Origin of the sequence: Companilactobacillus zhongbaensis (assembly GCF_003946515.1) — a bacterium.
Lineage (GTDB): Bacteria > Bacillota > Bacilli > Lactobacillales > Lactobacillaceae > Companilactobacillus > Companilactobacillus zhongbaensis.
The window spans coordinates 12,208-28,769 of sequence record NZ_RHOM01000028.1 but is presented as its reverse complement, the minus strand read 5'-3'; the positions used below and the strand labels follow the sequence as shown (position 1 = coordinate 28,769).

General features: G+C 41.5%; 10 protein-coding genes and 2 pseudogenes. 4 read left to right on the top strand and 8 right to left on the bottom strand.

Annotation, left to right across the window (positions count from 1 at the left end; genetic code table 11):
- Positions 1 to 589: 589 nt before the first annotated feature.
- From EKM69_RS09985 to trpX, 3 genes are read right to left on the bottom strand one after another with little or no spacing between them, the layout of a single operon-like run.
- Positions 590 to 1,339, bottom strand: coding sequence for an ABC transporter ATP-binding protein (locus EKM69_RS09985; protein ID WP_125710638.1), 750 nt, complete (start codon positions 1,337 to 1,339; stop codon positions 590 to 592).
- Complete coding sequence (locus tag EKM69_RS09980; RefSeq protein WP_125710636.1) at positions 1,336 to 2,226, bottom strand: ABC transporter permease; 891 nt, start codon at positions 2,224 to 2,226, stop codon at positions 1,336 to 1,338. The genes EKM69_RS09985 and EKM69_RS09980 overlap by 4 nt, the downstream gene beginning before the upstream one ends.
- On the bottom strand, positions 2,223 to 3,230 hold the full coding sequence (gene trpX / locus EKM69_RS09975) for a tryptophan ABC transporter substrate-binding protein (protein WP_125710634.1): 1,008 nt from the start codon (positions 3,228 to 3,230) through the stop codon (positions 2,223 to 2,225). The genes EKM69_RS09980 and trpX overlap by 4 nt, the downstream gene beginning before the upstream one ends.
- Positions 3,231 to 3,603: 373 nt before the next feature.
- Here trpX and EKM69_RS09970 point away from each other — a divergent pair, with 373 nt between their 5' ends.
- A complete protein-coding gene (locus EKM69_RS09970; RefSeq protein WP_125710632.1) occupies positions 3,604 to 4,692 on the top strand; it encodes a YibE/F family protein in 1,089 nt (362 codons plus the stop codon).
- Positions 4,692 to 5,456, top strand: coding sequence for a YibE/F family protein (locus tag EKM69_RS09965; RefSeq protein WP_125710630.1), 765 nt, complete (start codon positions 4,692 to 4,694; stop codon positions 5,454 to 5,456). Before EKM69_RS09970 ends, EKM69_RS09965 begins: the two co-directional genes overlap by 1 nt.
- Before the next feature lie 272 nt (positions 5,457 to 5,728).
- On the opposite strand, the pseudogene EKM69_RS09960 reads toward EKM69_RS09965, so the two are convergent.
- The 3 genes and pseudogenes from EKM69_RS09960 to EKM69_RS09950 all read right to left on the bottom strand — a co-directional run bounded on the left by EKM69_RS09960 (position 5,729) and on the right by EKM69_RS09950 (position 10,256).
- Positions 5,729 to 6,650, bottom strand: a pseudogene (locus EKM69_RS09960) (aldo/keto reductase).
- 61 nt (positions 6,651 to 6,711) lie between these two features.
- Positions 6,712 to 7,632: an aldo/keto reductase gene (locus EKM69_RS09955; protein ID WP_125710628.1), complete on the bottom strand. Its 921-nt coding sequence runs from the start codon at positions 7,630 to 7,632 to the stop codon at positions 6,712 to 6,714.
- An 854-nt stretch (positions 7,633 to 8,486) separates the two neighbouring features.
- Positions 8,487 to 10,256, bottom strand: coding sequence for a glycerophosphoryl diester phosphodiesterase membrane domain-containing protein (locus EKM69_RS09950; RefSeq protein ID WP_125710626.1), 1,770 nt, complete (start codon positions 10,254 to 10,256; stop codon positions 8,487 to 8,489).
- Between the two features lie 288 nt (positions 10,257 to 10,544).
- Here EKM69_RS09950 and EKM69_RS12655 point away from each other — a divergent pair, with 288 nt between their 5' ends.
- Positions 10,545 to 11,579: a glycoside hydrolase family 73 protein gene (locus EKM69_RS12655; protein ID WP_125710624.1), complete on the top strand. Its 1,035-nt coding sequence runs from the start codon at positions 10,545 to 10,547 to the stop codon at positions 11,577 to 11,579.
- Between the two features lie 90 nt (positions 11,580 to 11,669).
- Here EKM69_RS12655 and EKM69_RS09940 read toward each other — a convergent pair whose 3' ends face one another.
- Positions 11,670 to 13,802 carry an LTA synthase family protein gene (locus EKM69_RS09940; RefSeq protein WP_164505922.1) on the bottom strand — a complete coding sequence of 711 codons (2,133 nt, stop codon included), beginning with the start codon at positions 13,800 to 13,802 and terminating at the stop codon, positions 11,670 to 11,672.
- A gap of 182 nt (positions 13,803 to 13,984) precedes the next feature.
- Here EKM69_RS09940 and EKM69_RS12695 point away from each other — a divergent pair.
- Positions 13,985 to 15,169 (top strand): annotated as a pseudogene (locus EKM69_RS12695) (MFS transporter).
- On the opposite strand, the gene EKM69_RS09930 reads toward EKM69_RS12695, so the two are convergent.
- Positions 15,161 to 16,090: a LysR family transcriptional regulator gene (locus EKM69_RS09930; protein ID WP_125710622.1), complete on the bottom strand. Its 930-nt coding sequence runs from the start codon at positions 16,088 to 16,090 to the stop codon at positions 15,161 to 15,163. The pseudogene EKM69_RS12695 and the gene EKM69_RS09930 sit on opposite strands and share 9 nt — an antisense overlap.
- Positions 16,091 to 16,562 lie beyond the last annotated feature (472 nt).

Genomic DNA, 16,562 nt, shown 5'->3' with positions numbered 1-16,562 from the left:
CGTCAAAGAAGGGATCTACTATTTTAATCATGTAGATAGATCAGAAACAATAAATGGCCATACCCCTGCGGAATACAGGAGAATGGCCATTTAAGAAGTATTCAATTTTTATATTATTTCAAATGTCAACTTGACAGGGACCAGCGCAAGTCATTGATGGCTGCTTTTTGCTTGATGTTAATTTAATATTTATTATGATAAGTGATGGACGAGAATTTTATGATTTCGTTAAGCATCCGAATTTTTGTCGTTGGATGGAGTTTGCTGAGAAATTTATTTTGAGCATATTAAAAGCGTAAGGCATGCCTACGCTTTTTTTAATTGATATGTTGGTGATTTGGTAAGTGTTTGATGCAGAACTTGTCGACTTTGTTACCAAACATTTATTGTTTTATACCAAACGTTGCCCGTTTTATAGTGGAAACGAGCTCCAGGCGACAGCGGCCTTCGGTTAACACATGTAGTCGCGGCACTGCTTCGCAGTACCTTGTGCGACTACACGCGTTAATCCTCAGCAGCTGATCAACCTCGCTGCGCTCTCTGTGTTGAAATCCTCAGCAGCTGACCGTCGCCTTCCGCTCTCTTGTTTTTAGAAGTACTCCAACAAGTCTTCTTCTTTCAACTTGGCTTTTTCTTCGGTGTTTAAATCCAAGATGATTTTTCCTTTTTTCAAAACAATAAGTCGATTGCCATATTTCACGGCTTCGGTTAAATTGTGGGTTACCATCATGCAAGTTAGTTTCTTTTCTTTGATGGTTCTGTCGGTTGCTGCCATTAGGTCGGCGCTGGTTTGTGGATCTAGGGCGGCTGTGTGTTCGTCCAATAGTAGTAGTTCTGGTTTTTGGATGATGGCCATTAAGAAACTTAAGGTTTGTCTTTGGCCTCCGGATAGTTTTTCTGTGAAGGTGTTGAGACGGTTGTCTAATGTAGGCATGGTGCTGATGAATTCTTTGAATTTTGGTAGGTTTTCTTTTAGCTTTCTCGAACGTAGTCTTCTTGGTAGGCCACGTCTTTGAGCTAGTAGTAAGTTTTCTGCTACGGTCATTCTTGGCGAAGTGCCTAGTTTAGGATCTTGATAAACACGGCTGATGAACTGAGCTCTTTTGGCTAAGTTTTCAGTGGTGATGTCTTTGTCGTTTAATAAGATCTTTCCGTTGGTGATGCGGTTGGCACCGGTGATGGCATCTAGTAGGGTTGATTTTCCGGCACCGTTCGTTCCTAGGACTACGATGAAGTCTTGGGGATAAATTTTTAAATTGATGCCATCTAAGATGTTTAGATTAGTGTTGTCGTTGTAGATTGTTTTTTCGACATTATCTAATTCCATGATTGGTTTCATTTGGTTTTTACCCCGTTTCTAAAGACTTTGAAAAATTCGGCTCTGATGCTTGGTAGGGCTAGACAGAGGGCTAGGATGATGGCTGAGATGAGCTTCAAGTCGTTGGTGTTGAAACCTAATTGGAGCACGATCATTAAGATCAAACGGTAGACGATACTACCAATAATGACGGTGATCAATCTGATCGATAGCGGTACATCTGGATAAAGTACTTCACCGATGATGATGGCTGAAAGTCCGATAACGATAGATCCGATACCCATGTTGACATCGGCGAAACCGTTTTGTTGGGCGATCAAGCCACCAGTCAAGGCAACGATCCCGTTTGAGACCATTAGTCCGATAAATTTCATGACAGTGGTATTGATACCCATGGATGCTGCCATCGTTTCGTTGTCACCTGTGGCGATGACGGCTTGACCTTTTTCAGTATTTAAAAAGACGGTCAAAAGGAAGGTGATGATAGTTAGGATGATAATTCCTAAAAAAATTCCATTGAAGTTAGTTGGTAATTTGTCTAAACCAAATTGATTGAAGACATTGTCTGGCTTAGTTAAGGACATGTTAGCTTTGCCCAAGATCCGGAGATTGACGGAGTACAAAGCAGTCATCGTCAAGATCCCTGCTAGTAGGATCGGGATGTTCATTTTGGCATACATGAAAGCTGTCGCAAATCCGGCTAAACAACCGAAGACGAAAGCTACTAACATGGCTAGTTCTGGGTTCATGCCGTTTTGGATCAACATAACAGTTGTGACGGCACCGAGTGGGAAACTTCCTTCGACGGTCATATCTGGGAAGTCTAAAATTCTAAAAGTAATAAAAAGTCCGATGGCCATTACTGCCCAGATCAAACCTTGGCTAATTGTCGATACGATCAGATTCATTTGATGATCCTTCCTTCTTTTTGAGCTCTTTGAACTACTGAATCAGGGAATGTGATGTTGAGTTTTTGAGCCATTTTTTCGTTGATGATCAAGTGTCCTTTTTTGATGAAGGTAACTGGCATGTCGGCAGGTTTCTTGTGATGCTTCAAAATTGCTACTACATCTTCGCCGGCTTTTTGCCCGAGTTCGTACTGCGATAGTCCAAGGGTTGCTAAACCACCATCTTTTACCATTGTGTCAGCGGCAGGGAAGATAGGTACGTTTCTCTTGGCGGCGACACTGGAGAGTAATTTCATTCCGGATGCGATCGTGTTGTCGGTCGGAACAAAGATGGCATCAACGTTTTGCGATAAGTTAGTGGAAACTTGTTCGAGGTCGTTGATGTTACTAATGCTGACAACGTTAACGTCGATTCCTTGAGCTTTAGCTAGCTTTTTCATCTTCTTTGATTCAGTCGTAGCTGACATGTCAGAAGATGTGTAGATGATACCTAAACGCTTCATGTTAGGCATGATCTCTTTCATCAACTTCAATTGGTCGTCCAGTGGAGCCTGGTCGGAAACGCCGGTAATGTTGCCACCGGGATGCGTGTTGGAAGGTACGATCCCGAATCCTTTAGGATCAGTAACGGCACCCATGACGATCGGGATAGTTGAAGTCGCATTTTTCAAGGATTGCACTGAAGGTGTGGCTATACCAACGGCAACGTCGACATTGTCTTCGACGAATTGCTTACTGATGGTCCGCAAATTACTTTGGTCACCTTGAGCATTTTGAAAAATGATCTGAATATTCTTACCGTTTTTGTAGCCATTTTTTTCCAATGTATCATCCAAACCCTTGTTGATCTGATCCAAGGCTGGATGGGAAAGTAGCTGCAAGACACCAACTTTCGGGATCTTGTTGTGAGCTACTTGTTGTTGATGGCCAACGTAAAAGAAGGCGAATATTAAAAATGCGAATAAAAATATTAATGTTGCGTAGAGTCTTTTGACGTGTTTCATAATTTCCCCCTATAAGCAAAAAAGGCAGTCCTTGCAAAAAGGGCTGCCTTTAGATGACAAAACCCACATGTATCTATCGATCCATGCGGGCTTTTTAATTAACGTATTTATGTACATCACTTAATAAGCCGACACGGATATGATCCTATTTCAGGTCATATCCATATCGGATCAACCTGAATTATCGGCTTTGCCAACCATTTAAAATGTTAAGAGAAGTTTGCTTGTTCATAATGAAATCTCCTAAAGTAGTTGATAAAAAAATGGTATTTCAAAAACGAGAAATTGTCAACTCATATTTTGATTAAGACGTTTTTACAACTCTAACTATAATCTTAATGATAGTATAGAATCATTATTGAGGTAGTTATTAATGAAAATTTTAAAAAAGCGTTGGTTCCAAATTGTTGCTGCCGTAGTTTTAGTCTTGATTGCTACGATTGCAACTTACTTTGATGCATCACTCTATCAAAAACCGATCGTCACGATCGATCAAGTGGCTCAACAAAGTAAGACTAAAGGCACCGATGAATATAAAAATACCGACTATCAAGTAGTCCAAAAAGTTTACGGTCATTTTTCGAATACGTCTAAAAAAGGCCAATCTGTAACTATAACTAATAGTTATGCACAGTCACAGTTGCTCGATGAGCGCTATAAAGCCCATCAACAAGTGTTCGTCAGTAAAACTTCTGCCAACCATTATATTATCCAAAGTACCAAGCGGGACGCCGTTCTAGTTTTTGCCGTCGGGCTAGTCATTATCTTGCTATTTTGTATGAAGTTCACCCGTGGAAGATTGTTGTCATCAGTCTTGTTGAACTTAGTAGTCTTTTTCGGCTTTGTCCAAGCTTTGATCAAACTGAGGACGGGAGATCTAGTCACTTTAACCGTTATAACGGCTATTTTGATTGCAGCCATCGCCCTATTGGTGATCCTAGGTCCAACTAAGGATTTTGTAATGGCGTTTGCCAGTGCCTTTGTGGCCACGACAGTAGCCTTGTTGTTCAGCATCTGGCTCTTACAATTGTCGGGGAACAGCGGGATCCACTTTGAAATGGTCGACTTTGGCTTGCAACCATATTTTGGAGTTTTTATTTCGCAAGTTATTTTTAGTGTTTTAGGCGTAATTTTAGATGAGACGATGGACATCTCGTCTTCGTTGATCGAGATGAAACAAGAAGTGGCTGACGTTTCAAAAAGCACTTTGTTCAAATCAGGGATGGCGATCGGTCGAGAATTAGTCGGTCCGTTGATCAACATTTTATTGTTCATTGTTATCGCCGAAAACTTGAACGTCGTCATGTTGTACTTGATGAACGGTAATTCGATCGGCTACACCTTGGACATGACTTTAAGCCTGGGTGTGACCCAGCTGTTGATCAGTGCCATCGGAATAGTTTTAACGGTGCCAGTAACTAGTTTCATCGTCAGTCAAATGGTCAGAGAGAAGGTGGCATAATGCTTTATTTATTGATTACATTTATCATTTTATTGTTAGTCGTCACCGGCCAACGAGGTTTGTCGTTACTGTTAGGACTAGGTATAAATGGCTTTGCTATCGTAGCTTTACTGATCCTGATTGCTGATGGTTTCAATGTTTTGATCACCACCGCCATCATTTCCGTCGTCATTTTGGTCGTGGCCATCTACATGAACGTGGAAAATTCCGTCACGGCTAACATTTCCTTTAAGACTTCATTAGTAATAACGGCCTTGATTTTGTTAATAACCATCCCGATCCTATACTGGTCAAGCACTCAAGGCATGGGAGTCGAAGATCAAGAAGAACTAGAAGGATTTTCACTAGCAGCGGGAGTTTCCTTCCCCCAACTGGCCATCGCCACGATCATCGTCAACAGTTTAGGAGTCATCTCCGAAACTTGTGTCGCCATCACTTCGGGTCTCAACGAGATCGTCATGAACAAGCCAACCTTGGATCAAAAAGCTGTTTTTGCGGATGGATTTTCTGTCGGCAATAAAATCTTAGCTACGCAAACTAACACACTGCTGTTTAACTTTTTTGCGACCACCTTTCCATTGTTTTTCTTAATGAATTCACTGCATTACAATTGGCAAGACATCGTCAATGATAAACTGTTTGCTTCAGAAGTGATCACCTTCGTCGTTTGTACGATCGGAGTTATCTTGACCGTACCGATCACCGCTTGGCAAGTGTCTCGAGTAGACCGGAAGAAGTTGGCGATTGCTGATAAACGTGAGTAGTTGTTGAGAAAATTGCATCGAGAAAATTGCATTAGAAAAAATGTTTTTAAGCACAAAAAGAGCCGAAACGTAATGTTTCGACTCTTTTTATTAACTAAATTTGCAGTAATTTGGATAGTGTTTTTGATTTTTATCCTCAAGGATGCGAAAACGGGTTCCGAGACGCAGCGGCCTCCGGTTTAGAGACTGTCAGCAGGCACGGCTTCGCCGCACCTTGGGTGCTGACAGTCCCTAAATCCTCAGCAGCTGACCGCGTCTCTCCACTCTCTGTTCTATGGAAGGCTATTTCCAGCAGCTAAATACAAGTCATACCATTCTTGTCTAGTAAGCGTGACATCAGAACCTGCAACACTTTCAACGATGTGTTCGGGATTCATTGTACCGATTAAGACTTGGAAGTTGGCCGGGTGGCGCAAGATCCAAGCTACGGCGATGCCATTTTTAGTGACTTGATATTTATCGGCTAATTTTTGTAGTGCTTGATTTAATTTTTCCGCCTTAGGTTCGTTGATGAAGACCCCACCGTAATTGCTGTATTGGAAGGGGGACCAGGCTTGGATGGTAATGTTTTTTCGTCTGGAGTATTCGATCAATTCGCCATCGTGATTGATCGAGGCGTCATCGGTCATATTTGTGTGCATTCCGTTGTCGATCATGCCAGTGTGCATTAAGCTGAACTGTAATTGATTGACGAGAATTTTTTTGATCAAGAGAATTTTGAAGTAAGGATACTTGTTGAGGATTGAAGTTAGAAACGCCGAAGTGGCGAACTTTACCAACTGTTTGCAATTCATCAAAGGCATCAGCGACTTCTTCTGGCTCCATCAAAGGATCAGGTCGGTGCAGCAAATATGAGTCGAGATAGTCCACGTCCAGACGCATCAAACTGTCGTCAACGGCTTGGATCAAATGTTTTTTAGAAAAATCATAGCGTTGATGAGAAATGATTCCACCCTTGGTTTGGATAAAAAGCTGATCACGCGTTTTGGAAACTTGCTTGATAGCTTGTCCAAAGATTTTTTCTGACTCCCCACGTCCATAAACGTCAGAACTGTCGAAAAAATTGACTCCGTGGTCCAAAGCAGTTTCGATTGTCTTAACTGCTTGATCAACGGTCAATTTATTCATTCGCCAAGTTCCTAAAGCGATGTTAGAAACTGACCAATTAGTATTACCTAGATTTACTAGTTTCAAAATATGCCCCCATAATTAAATTGATAAGATTAATTATAGGTAATCGCTATCATAAGTCAATTTAAGGTAGGTCGTTTCCAGCAGCGAAGTACAAGTCGTACCATTCTTGACGAGTGATCTCGACATCGGCACCTTTAGCACTGTCGATGATGTGCTGTGGATTCATCGTGCCAATGATAACTTGCATTTTTGCCGGATGACGCAAGATCCAAGCGGCCGCAATCGCATTCTTCGACACGTCATATTTGTCAGCGACTTCTTGCAATTTCTTATTAAGCTCAGGGAATTTAGGGTTATCAATGAAGACACCTTCGAAAAAGCCATACTGGAAAGGTGACCAAGCTTGGATCGTCACACCCATGCGCCGTGAGAATTCGATGATGCCGCCATCCCGGTTGATTGCTCGTTCATCGGCCATATTTGAATGAATTCCGTGGTCGATCATTGGCGTATGCATCAAACTAAATTGCACCTGATTGATCAATAGTCTTTGATTGAGTGATTCTTGAAGAAGTAAAAATTGTTGTGGATTGAAATTGGATACCCCGAAATGACGCACCTTTCCGGCTTTTTGCAAGTCGTCAAAGATGTCAGCTAATTCTTCTGGTTCCATAAGTGGGTCAGGGCGATGGATCAAATAAGCATCGAGATAATCAACGCCCAAACGTTTCATACTACCTTCGACAGCATTCATGATGTGTTCGCGTGATGTGTCGTATTTGAAGCCAGGTACGATGTCGCCTTTAGTTTGTAGGAAGAGATCTTCGCGTTTAACGCTAGTCTGCTTCAAGGCGTCACCAAAGCGTGTTTCCGATTCACCGTCGCCGTACATGTCAGCGTTGTCGACGAAGTTGATGCCGCAGTCGTAGGCGGTGTCGATGGCTTTGGCTGCATCAGCCACTGATAAAGCGTCCATTCTCCAGGCCCCGAAAGCAATTTCTGAAGCTTGCCAATTCGATTGTCCAATGTTTAGTTGTTTCATGGTAGTCCTCCTCGGAATTGTATTATTGAGATGTAACTACTGTAATTATCAATGAAAACGCTGTCATTAGTCAACTTGATTTTAATTGTTATTGTTGGGATAGTGGTGGTAGTTTTGTTGGTGGTTCACTGCCGGTTCCGGGGCGGGGCGCTATATGGGACTGGAACGCTGCGGACCCACTTTGAACCAATCGAGCATAAACCGCTCGCTTGTTTCAAAGCTGGGTCTTTCACTAAGCGGTAAACCGCTAAGTGAAATTTCGCGGCTGAGCCCATATAGCGCCCCGCCCCTCCACCTAGATTGGGGGTAATCATTATCTCTCTCTTTTTTGGATGTGATCGATGTATTCTGGTTAAGTTGGCACTCTTTGCTCGTCCTAATCTGTTCGGTTTATCTCAGTTTTTACCAAGATGGTAAAAGCAAAATCTAGAACCAAAACCTGAACCAAAACTAAGTTCTTAAAAACGGAGTGAAACCCTATTTTTAGTCTGATTGTCAAAGGACACTAAAATATTTCGATGATTTCCTCTAAAAAAATGAAACAAATAGATCCAAAAAAACCAAAATCGTAAGACCGCAAAAGAATAGGTTCAACAATCTAAATCCAAACAACCAACCAGTGTTCAACTAAGTACCGTGATACCCACCGGAAAAATAAATTTTTACTGCTTTAGGTCCTGTGGGGGTGGAGGTAATTCGCCGTCAGCCGCGAAATTCATGGGCCGTGCTTACGAAAAGACCCAGCTTTGAGATGTCCAAGGCGCTTTTCCTTGGATAGCTCAAAGTGGGTCCGCAGCGTTCCACGGCGCAATTCCCGGCACCCCCACAGGACCGGCAATGAACCTCCAACAAAACTACCTAGTAGGATCTTGTAGTGTAATTAGATAGTTTAGCATTCTTGTTGCGTAGCTTTTTGAATCGAAGTTTTTGGCTATTTCATCTTGTAGGACCGTTAGATTGTCTGTCACTATTCCGTCGCTGTCTATGAACATCATCTTATCCATCGTGTCCGGGTCGTTTACCGTCCATGCGAAGACCTTTTTCTTTTCGAAGTGGGATTCTTCGATGAAGGTGTCATTCAAAGTCGTTGCTTCCATGGTGAAACCTGTTGCTTTGCTTCTTGGTACTCCTGATAGATTGAAGGATAGGATGTAGTTTGCTGGGATTTTTGGCATTTGTTTTCTGCTGTCTTGGATGAAGTTGTAGTCTAATGAATGGATCATGGCTTGGTTTTGTTCTAGGCCTTTTTCGTATTTTTTGGAGAATTTGTCGATGTAGTCTGATTTGGTTGAAGGGGTTCTTTTGAATTCTACTAGTAGTTTTTGGTCTAACTTGTTAGCTTCTTTTAGGTAGTCATCAAAGCTTGCTAGATAGGCTGTTTTGCCGTTTTCGTGGACTTTTACTTTTTTCAGTTCTGCCAAGGTCATGTCTCCTGGTCCTTTGTCGATCCCCGCCAAATTGTTGAGGTAGTTGTCGTGGAGGACGACGAATTGATGGTCTTTGGTTTCTTGGACGTCCATTTCGATGTAGTCTGGCTTTTCTTTGGCGGTGGTTTTTAGAGCTTCGATGGTGTTTTGGACGCCGTTTCCGTCATCTACTCCTCGATGAGAGATCGTTACTGGTTTTTCCATCAGCAAGTTGTTGAAGTAGAGCCCACCGTATGAGGCAAAACCGAAGACTGTTATTCCTAAGACGACGAACCAGGGCCACTTGCGACCTCGGCTTTTTTCAGCTTGGGGAACTTCTAGGTCTGGTAGTTTGGAGATCATCAAGAGGGCGACCATGGCTGTGAAATAGTAGCCGGCGGCTGCGTTGATGATCTGGATCAAGGTCAGATTGACTATCGCCATCGATTTTGCGATTGCTGGGATGAAGTCTAAGACCCACTGAAAACCGATCAAGATGAAAAAAATTAGGGTGGATAAGACGGACACTATTACGGTCAATATTGCCAGATAGATGAAGTAGTGCCAGACGTGACCGCGGGTGATCCGCCAGGAATGACGAACGGCTACCCGAGCTCCTCGTTGATCAAAAATCATTTCCGGTAATACGAAGATCCAGCGGACACCGATGTATAGCATGATCACGTAAAAAATCATCAGTAAAATCCCGAAGGGCAAATGTTCTTGGAAAAGCCAATCAGTAATGAACTGTGGCACTTGGACCTTGTCTAGCAAAGGGGTGTAAAGTCCGATACCACCAAAGGGCATGATCAGGAGGAAATAAAGCAAGAAGAAGCCAAAAGCTTTAACCGGTACCGGCCAAACCATCTGCTTGAGTTCTCGTAAATAAAGCTTCCACCCTAAATGGGCGTGCGAACGAATGGCTCGATAGCTAATAAAAATAACCGAAAATTGCATGAAAATCACCAAAAAGATGATCAGCAATAAGACGATCAATTCCAACATTGCCCAAGGCTTATGCAAAAAAAGGTTGCCTAAATTGGTATAAGAAATATAAGCGATATTATTCAGATCCAAAATGGATTCCGTCAGTATATTCAACAGCGGAATGAAGGCTAAGTTGATCAAAATGTCGACGATAATCAAAATCTGAGAAAAAGACCACCATTGTTGCCAAAAAGTTTTATTTAGAGAACGAAATTCTCGCAAACTAGTCATAATAAAATCCCCCGAAAAATGAAACGTTTATACAATTATAAAATTAATACGTAGATAAGACTAAATAAATTTACGTCAAACATAATAATAAACACTAACTAAAAAAATGTGGCTAAACGATTTATTCAGTCACAAAATAGAGTGAAAATTTTCTTTTTTTCCTATATATATCAATGAAAAATTACAGGAATATTTCATTATCGCTACAAATGGGTATGTACCGTTGAAACGCCTCATTTAGAATAGTACTCTAGTCCTTGTAGATAAATCCTCAGGGGGAAACCATAAATGCAATACAAACGTTTAATACTTACAAGCACAATGGTGCTTAGTACATTAGCATCTGTAGCTGTACCAACTGCTGTTCAAGCTGCAGAAACAACAGATCAAGCTCAAACAACACAACAAACAACAACAGAAAATACTAACGCTGCCGTAAGTAACTCAAATTCTGGCAATAAGAGCAATGTTATCGCCGGATCAAATGTTAAAAAAGCTGATACAACAGTCGCACATTCAACTACAAGTAGTGTTCAAGCTGCTTCAGAGGCAACAGCTAACAATGCTTTGAAGGCTGTAGTTCAATCATCAGCTACATCAGCTACTAGTGATCAACAACAAGCTTTCTTAGCAATGGCTGCACCTATGGCTCAAAAAGCTGCTGCAACTTATAACGTTTATGCTTCAGTTATGCTTGCTCAAGCTATCCTTGAAAGTGCCTGGGGTCAATCAGACTTAGCTACACAAGGAAATAACCTTTTTGGTATTAAGGGTGATTACAACGGTTCTTACGTTTCAATGCCAACTAGCGAATGGAGTGCTAGCCAAGGCTGGTACCAGATTTATGCTAACTTCAGAAAATACCCTAGTTATTTAGAATCATTCAATGACAATGGTGACAAGTTACGTAACGGTCTTTCATGGGATTCAACATACTACCGTGGAACATGGAAAGGAAACACATCATCATACAAGGATGCTACTGCTTGGTTGCAAGGTAGATACGCTACTGCACCTAACTATGCATCATCATTGAACAACTTGATCGAAACTTACAACTTGACTCAATATGATTCAGCTTCAACACAAAATGCTACACAAGCTCCTTCAGAGTCAACTCGTGTAATTACTGTAAACAACCCTGACAGCTACGCTGTTCCATTGGTTGCCTTCAACTCAAACGGTTCAATTTCTAAGTCAAACCGTGGATTGTCAAATGACACACCATGGGCTACTGACCAAACTAAGAGTTACAACGGACACACATACTACCGTGTATCAACTAACGAATGGGTCGAAGACACATACGCAACATTAAAATAAATAATTGATTTGAAGCCTGTAAGGGCTTCTTTTTTATACAAAAAAGGCGATGTTACTGAAATGTTTTTCAGTTCATCGTCTTTTTGCGTACTATTTTGCTTTATTTTCAGCTGAATATAGATTATCGATCGGATCACGATTACCTTTTAGTTCAGGAGCGTCAGTTTTGTACATGTCAGTAGTCGACTTGTCGTCATTTTTTGAATAAAGTGAGGTCGAACTGTTTCCTAAGTCCTTGCGGATCTTCTCGAGTCGTTCGATCTGGTTTTGATAACTGTACTGGCTTGGATCGACGGGCTTGAAGCCGGTCGGTGTGTAAAATCTGAGCAAGTTTAGACGGTTGATCTTGTCAGAAACTTTGAATTTCGCCTTGATCTGCTGACTCCACTTGCTGATTTTATCCTTCAATTCTGGATTCAAGGCTAGGTCGATTTTTTCACCGGTCTTGTTTAAGTAAACTTCGTTCTTATTTTTAATGACTGTGTACTTCGGAGTTACGAAGTTGCCATTTCTGAACGGTACGATCTGGCTGTGTTGGTCCGACAATAGGTCAGTTCCGACTTGTAAGTAATTTTCGGTGTTGATCCCAGCAAGGTGCAAAATCGTTGGTAGGGCATCGATCTCGCCACCGTATTTGTGACTGATACCACCTTTTAGGCCCTTCATGTGGATCATGAAAGGTACTTTTTGCATCTGGGCATTGTTGAAGTCGTTCCAACTGTCGAGGTCATATCCTTGCAACTGGCCAACGTAAGGTGTCTGATCAGGCGTTAGACCAAAGTGGTCACCGTACATGACGATCATGGAGTTGTCGTAGAGACCAGTTTGTTTCAAGTAGTTAAAAAATTCTTCGAGAGCATTGTCGAGATAGTGGGCCGTTTCAAAGTATTGATTAACAGTTTTATTTGGCGTGTCACTCGTGACGAAGCCATCGGAATCGTAATCCGGCAATTCGAAACTGTAATGATTAGTGACGGTAATGAATTTGGCGTAAAATGGTTGCTGCAACTGCTCCAAATATTTGGCACTTTCCGAGAGCATTAGTTTGTCTTTCAAACCGAAAGTCATCGTGTTGTTTTCTTCGGCATTGAAATAATTTTGGTCGAAAAAGTAGTCATAGCCGAGGTTTTTATAAACGGTGTCCCGAGAATAAAAACTTCCGACATTACCGTGGAAAACCGCACTTGTGTAGCCTTGCTGCTGGTTCAAAATGGCGGGAGCTGCTTGGGCAGTGTTAGTCGTTCCTTGGTGGTTGAAGTAATTACCTGTCGGCAAGCCGAAGAGCCCAGTCTCGAGCATCGTTTCGGCATCGATCGTCTTACCAGAACCAACTTGGTGATAAAAGTTATCGTAAGACAAGGTTTCATCGCTATTGTAAAGGCTGTTCAAAAACGGTGTTACTTCTTGGTCGTTGACCTTCATATTTAATAAGAATTGATGGAAACTTTCCAAGTGAATAATAATAATATTTTTCTTTTTGGCAACACCGAAGTATTTTGAGTTCGGTTTAGCGTAATTTTTATGTACGTAGGCTAAATCGGGATCGATGTCAGTTCCGGTCGCCGTCGATTTAACTTGATCAGCGTGGGCTGTTTGGATGGCATCGTAAACCGTGAAGGCTGGGATACCGAGATATTTAACGACGTAAGTCTGGTCGAACGTCCGACCGATCAATTGTGGTCGATTACATTCTGCAATCATCATATTCAATGAGAAAAAGGCCAATCCGGCTAGGGTCGAGGCTACGGCATTGAGCTTGCGATAAGGACGTGGATCAAATTTGACTACTTTAGTAGCAAAGAGGATTCCTAAAATTAGGAAATCTAATAGGAATAAAACATCCTTCAATTCCATGACCGACAAAGTACTCGTCCCTAAACCTTTCGAAACGGCGGAAACACCAGTCATGGTCGTGAAGGGGATGAAATTAGTGAACTCGCGGAAGTACAAAATGTTGGCGTACAACAGTAAATTCAAGATCACGTAAAAAATCAGCATCACGATATACGACGGTTTAGCCTTATTAATGAATAAAGCCAAACTAAAGAAGACGACCGCAAATCCGATCGGATTAATGATGGCAATAAAGTGTTGCAGTGGATCGGCTAAACCGAGTGAAAAGTCGGCGTAGTAGACGATAACGGTTTTGATCCAGATCAAAAACACTAGTAAGCCGAGAAAGCCGATACGTGTATTAATCAAATTTTTGATTTTATTAAACATTCAAAACTTCTCCCCGAAAAAAGTAACTATCGACCTATTATACTTGAATCGGCGAGATTATGACACTTGCGGTCAAATTTAACCGATGATTTTTTGTAAAACATATTTTAAAAGCATTGATTATTTATTAATATAGCGTTAATTTAATAAGAACAATTTAATTTTTAAATGTAGGGGGCATTATGGATCAACGAGCACGTATGAAACTAGGATTTCACTTGTATTTAAACTATTTTGTCCATGGAATGGCAATCGTGATCCTGGCTCAAAACATGGTCCCGCTGGGGCAGCAGTGGAACGTCTCGGTAGCTCGAGTATCAATGGTCATCTCTTCGTTGGGGATCGGGAGATTGATCGTTTTGTATTTTTCGGGGTTATTATCGGATAAATTTGGTCGAAAAATTTTCGTCCAGTTAGGAATCTGGACTTATATCCCATTTTTTATTGGCATAATTTTAAGTCCTAACGTTTATGTGGCTTATTTTTGCGGTATTTTAGCCGGTATGGCTAATTCTTTCTTGGATTCGGGAACTTATCCCGCTTTGATGGAACTTTTCCCTAGACGTGCAGCTTCGGCCAACGTCTTCATCAAAGCCTTTATTTCGGCGGGAGAATTATTGTTGCCGATCATGGTGACAGTCGTCGAATCTAATCAGATCTGGTATGGTGTCAACTTCATCATCGCCGCCGTGATCTTATTCCTCAACTTTTTCTTCATTCACAAGTCGGAATTCCCTGATTAAAAAGCCGATTCTGTGAAAGTCGAGCAAGCTAAGCTCCACAAGTTCGGCTTTTTGCAAAAGGTCAATGCTGTGACGTTGACGATTTATGGCTATATTTCCATGTCGACCTTTTACCTAGTTAGTCAGTGGTTAACTAAGTATGGACAAGAAGTGTTAAAAATGACGATGGCACATTCTCGTTATTTGGTTAGTATTTACAGTATTGGCTCATTGACGGGGGTCGTTTTGTTAACGATTTTGACTAGTCGACGCGTTAAGTCAGTTTTGGTGATGCTAGTTAGTACGATCATCTCTTTATTAGCTTTGCTAGCCATGACTTTTATCATGAACCAAAACGTCGTGTTCGTCGCTTCATTTGTGGTCGGAATGTCGGCTGCCGGTGGTGTGATGCAAGTCGGTTTAGTGATCATGAGCGAACTATTCCCAAGCAAAAAAGGGACCGTAACGGGGATTTATTACACTGCTGGTGCAATTTCCTCATTTACGATCCCTGTGATCACAGGATACTTGTATCATTTCGGCGTCCAAAGCATCATGATCTTCGATTGCTTTATTGCCTTAATTGGTGTGCTTTGTGGACTAGTGGTCTTCTTGAATCGTCGTCAGTTAAAGACTTTAGAGTAACTCGCCTTGGTTTTTGTAGTTTTCTTTGCAGTAACGAGTTAAGAAGTTTTGAAAACGTGAAACTGATGGCGTTAAGAAACGATTGTCTTTTAAGACCATGTAAACTTGCCGGTTGATCGTGTTGTTCTTTAAATGAACTAGCTTGATCTTTGACTGGTCAAGATGGTTTTGCTTAGGAACGATGGCGATGCCTTGATCGTATTCGACTAAACCTAATAATGTTTGTAGATCATCGATCTCATATTGGATCCGTGGTTTGATGTTTCCTTCAGAAAGGATCGAATCAACGATCGGCCGGAAATCATGATTTTTAGCATAAGTGATCAAAGGATAGCTTTCGATCGACTTCAAATTAACGTTGTTGAACTTGGACAAGGGATGATGCATGGGAACAGCTAGCATCATTTCTTGCTGGATGATCGGCAAGTAGTTCAATTTTCCTTTGATAGGAACGTGGTCTAGTTCCTCCAGTTTTGAAGATAGAACAAAGTCATAATTTTCTTTGAATAAGTTACGCAACAAGTTTTCCGTAGTACCTTGGAATAACTCAAAACTGATCCCTTGAGTATTGTCCATTTTTTTGAAATTGGAGATCAACTCAGGGATCATTTTTTGGCCGAGCGAATAAGTGAAGCCAACGCGAATGTTTCCTTCGTTAACATTCAATAATTGCTCCAAAATAGAATCACCACGTTCGATCTCATTGAGACCACGGGTGACGAATTTTAAATAAATTTCGCCAAAGCGGGATAACTTGATGTTTCGGCCTTCGTGTTCAAAAAGCGGAACGCCAAGCTTCTTCTCCAAGTTATCGATCGAATAACTGAGTGTAGGCTGTGAGATACCAAGGTTTTCAGCGGCTTTTGACATATGTTGAGTGTGAGCTAATTCGCGAAAGTAGACTAAATGTTTTATGTTCATATTAAAATACCTCTATTTGAATGATAGATATATTTAATGAATTAATCAATGATACTTTATTTTCAGTTAAAAAATCAGTGTTATTATCAAATTAAAACACAGAGAGCGCAGCGAGGTTGGTCAGCTGCTGAGGATTAACGCGTGTAGTCGCACAAGGTGCGGCGAAGCCGTGCCGCGACTACATGTGTTAACCGGAGGCCGCTACCTCGCGGAGCTCGTTTTCAGATCAGAGAGTGGAGAGACGCGGTTAGCTGCTGACAGTTTCTAAACCGGAGGCCGCTGCGTCTCGGAACTCGTTTTCACATCCTTGATGATAAAACTAAAAACCACCATTCAAATTGCAGCAAGTTTAGCAAGCAATAATGGATAACACTGTCTTTTACCAGCAAAATCGAGCCTCGACGCCTGTGTTAACCAGAGACCGCTATCTTGCGGAGCTCACTTCAGTAAAAAAGAAATGGAAGCGAATTTA

Excerpts from the sequence above, each read along its gene's own strand:
- EKM69_RS09985 (WP_125710638.1), bottom strand. The coding sequence starts at position 1,339 with ATGAAACCAATCATGGAATTAGATAATGTCGAAAAAACAATCTACAAC.
- EKM69_RS09980 (WP_125710636.1), bottom strand. The coding sequence starts at position 2,226 with ATGAATCTGATCGTATCGACAATTAGCCAAGGTTTGATCTGGGCAGTA.
- trpX (WP_125710634.1), bottom strand. The coding sequence starts at position 3,230 with ATGAAACACGTCAAAAGACTCTACGCAACATTAATATTTTTATTCGCA.
- EKM69_RS09970 (WP_125710632.1), top strand. The coding sequence starts at position 3,604 with ATGAAAATTTTAAAAAAGCGTTGGTTCCAAATTGTTGCTGCCGTAGTT.
- EKM69_RS09965 (WP_125710630.1), top strand. The coding sequence starts at position 4,692 with ATGCTTTATTTATTGATTACATTTATCATTTTATTGTTAGTCGTCACC.
- EKM69_RS09955 (WP_125710628.1), bottom strand. The coding sequence starts at position 7,632 with ATGAAACAACTAAACATTGGACAATCGAATTGGCAAGCTTCAGAAATT.
- EKM69_RS09950 (WP_125710626.1), bottom strand. The coding sequence starts at position 10,256 with ATGACTAGTTTGCGAGAATTTCGTTCTCTAAATAAAACTTTTTGGCAA.
- EKM69_RS12655 (WP_125710624.1), top strand. The coding sequence starts at position 10,545 with ATGCAATACAAACGTTTAATACTTACAAGCACAATGGTGCTTAGTACA.
- EKM69_RS09940 (WP_164505922.1), bottom strand. The coding sequence starts at position 13,802 with ATGTTTAATAAAATCAAAAATTTGATTAATACACGTATCGGCTTTCTC.
- EKM69_RS09930 (WP_125710622.1), bottom strand. The coding sequence starts at position 16,090 with ATGAACATAAAACATTTAGTCTACTTTCGCGAATTAGCTCACACTCAA.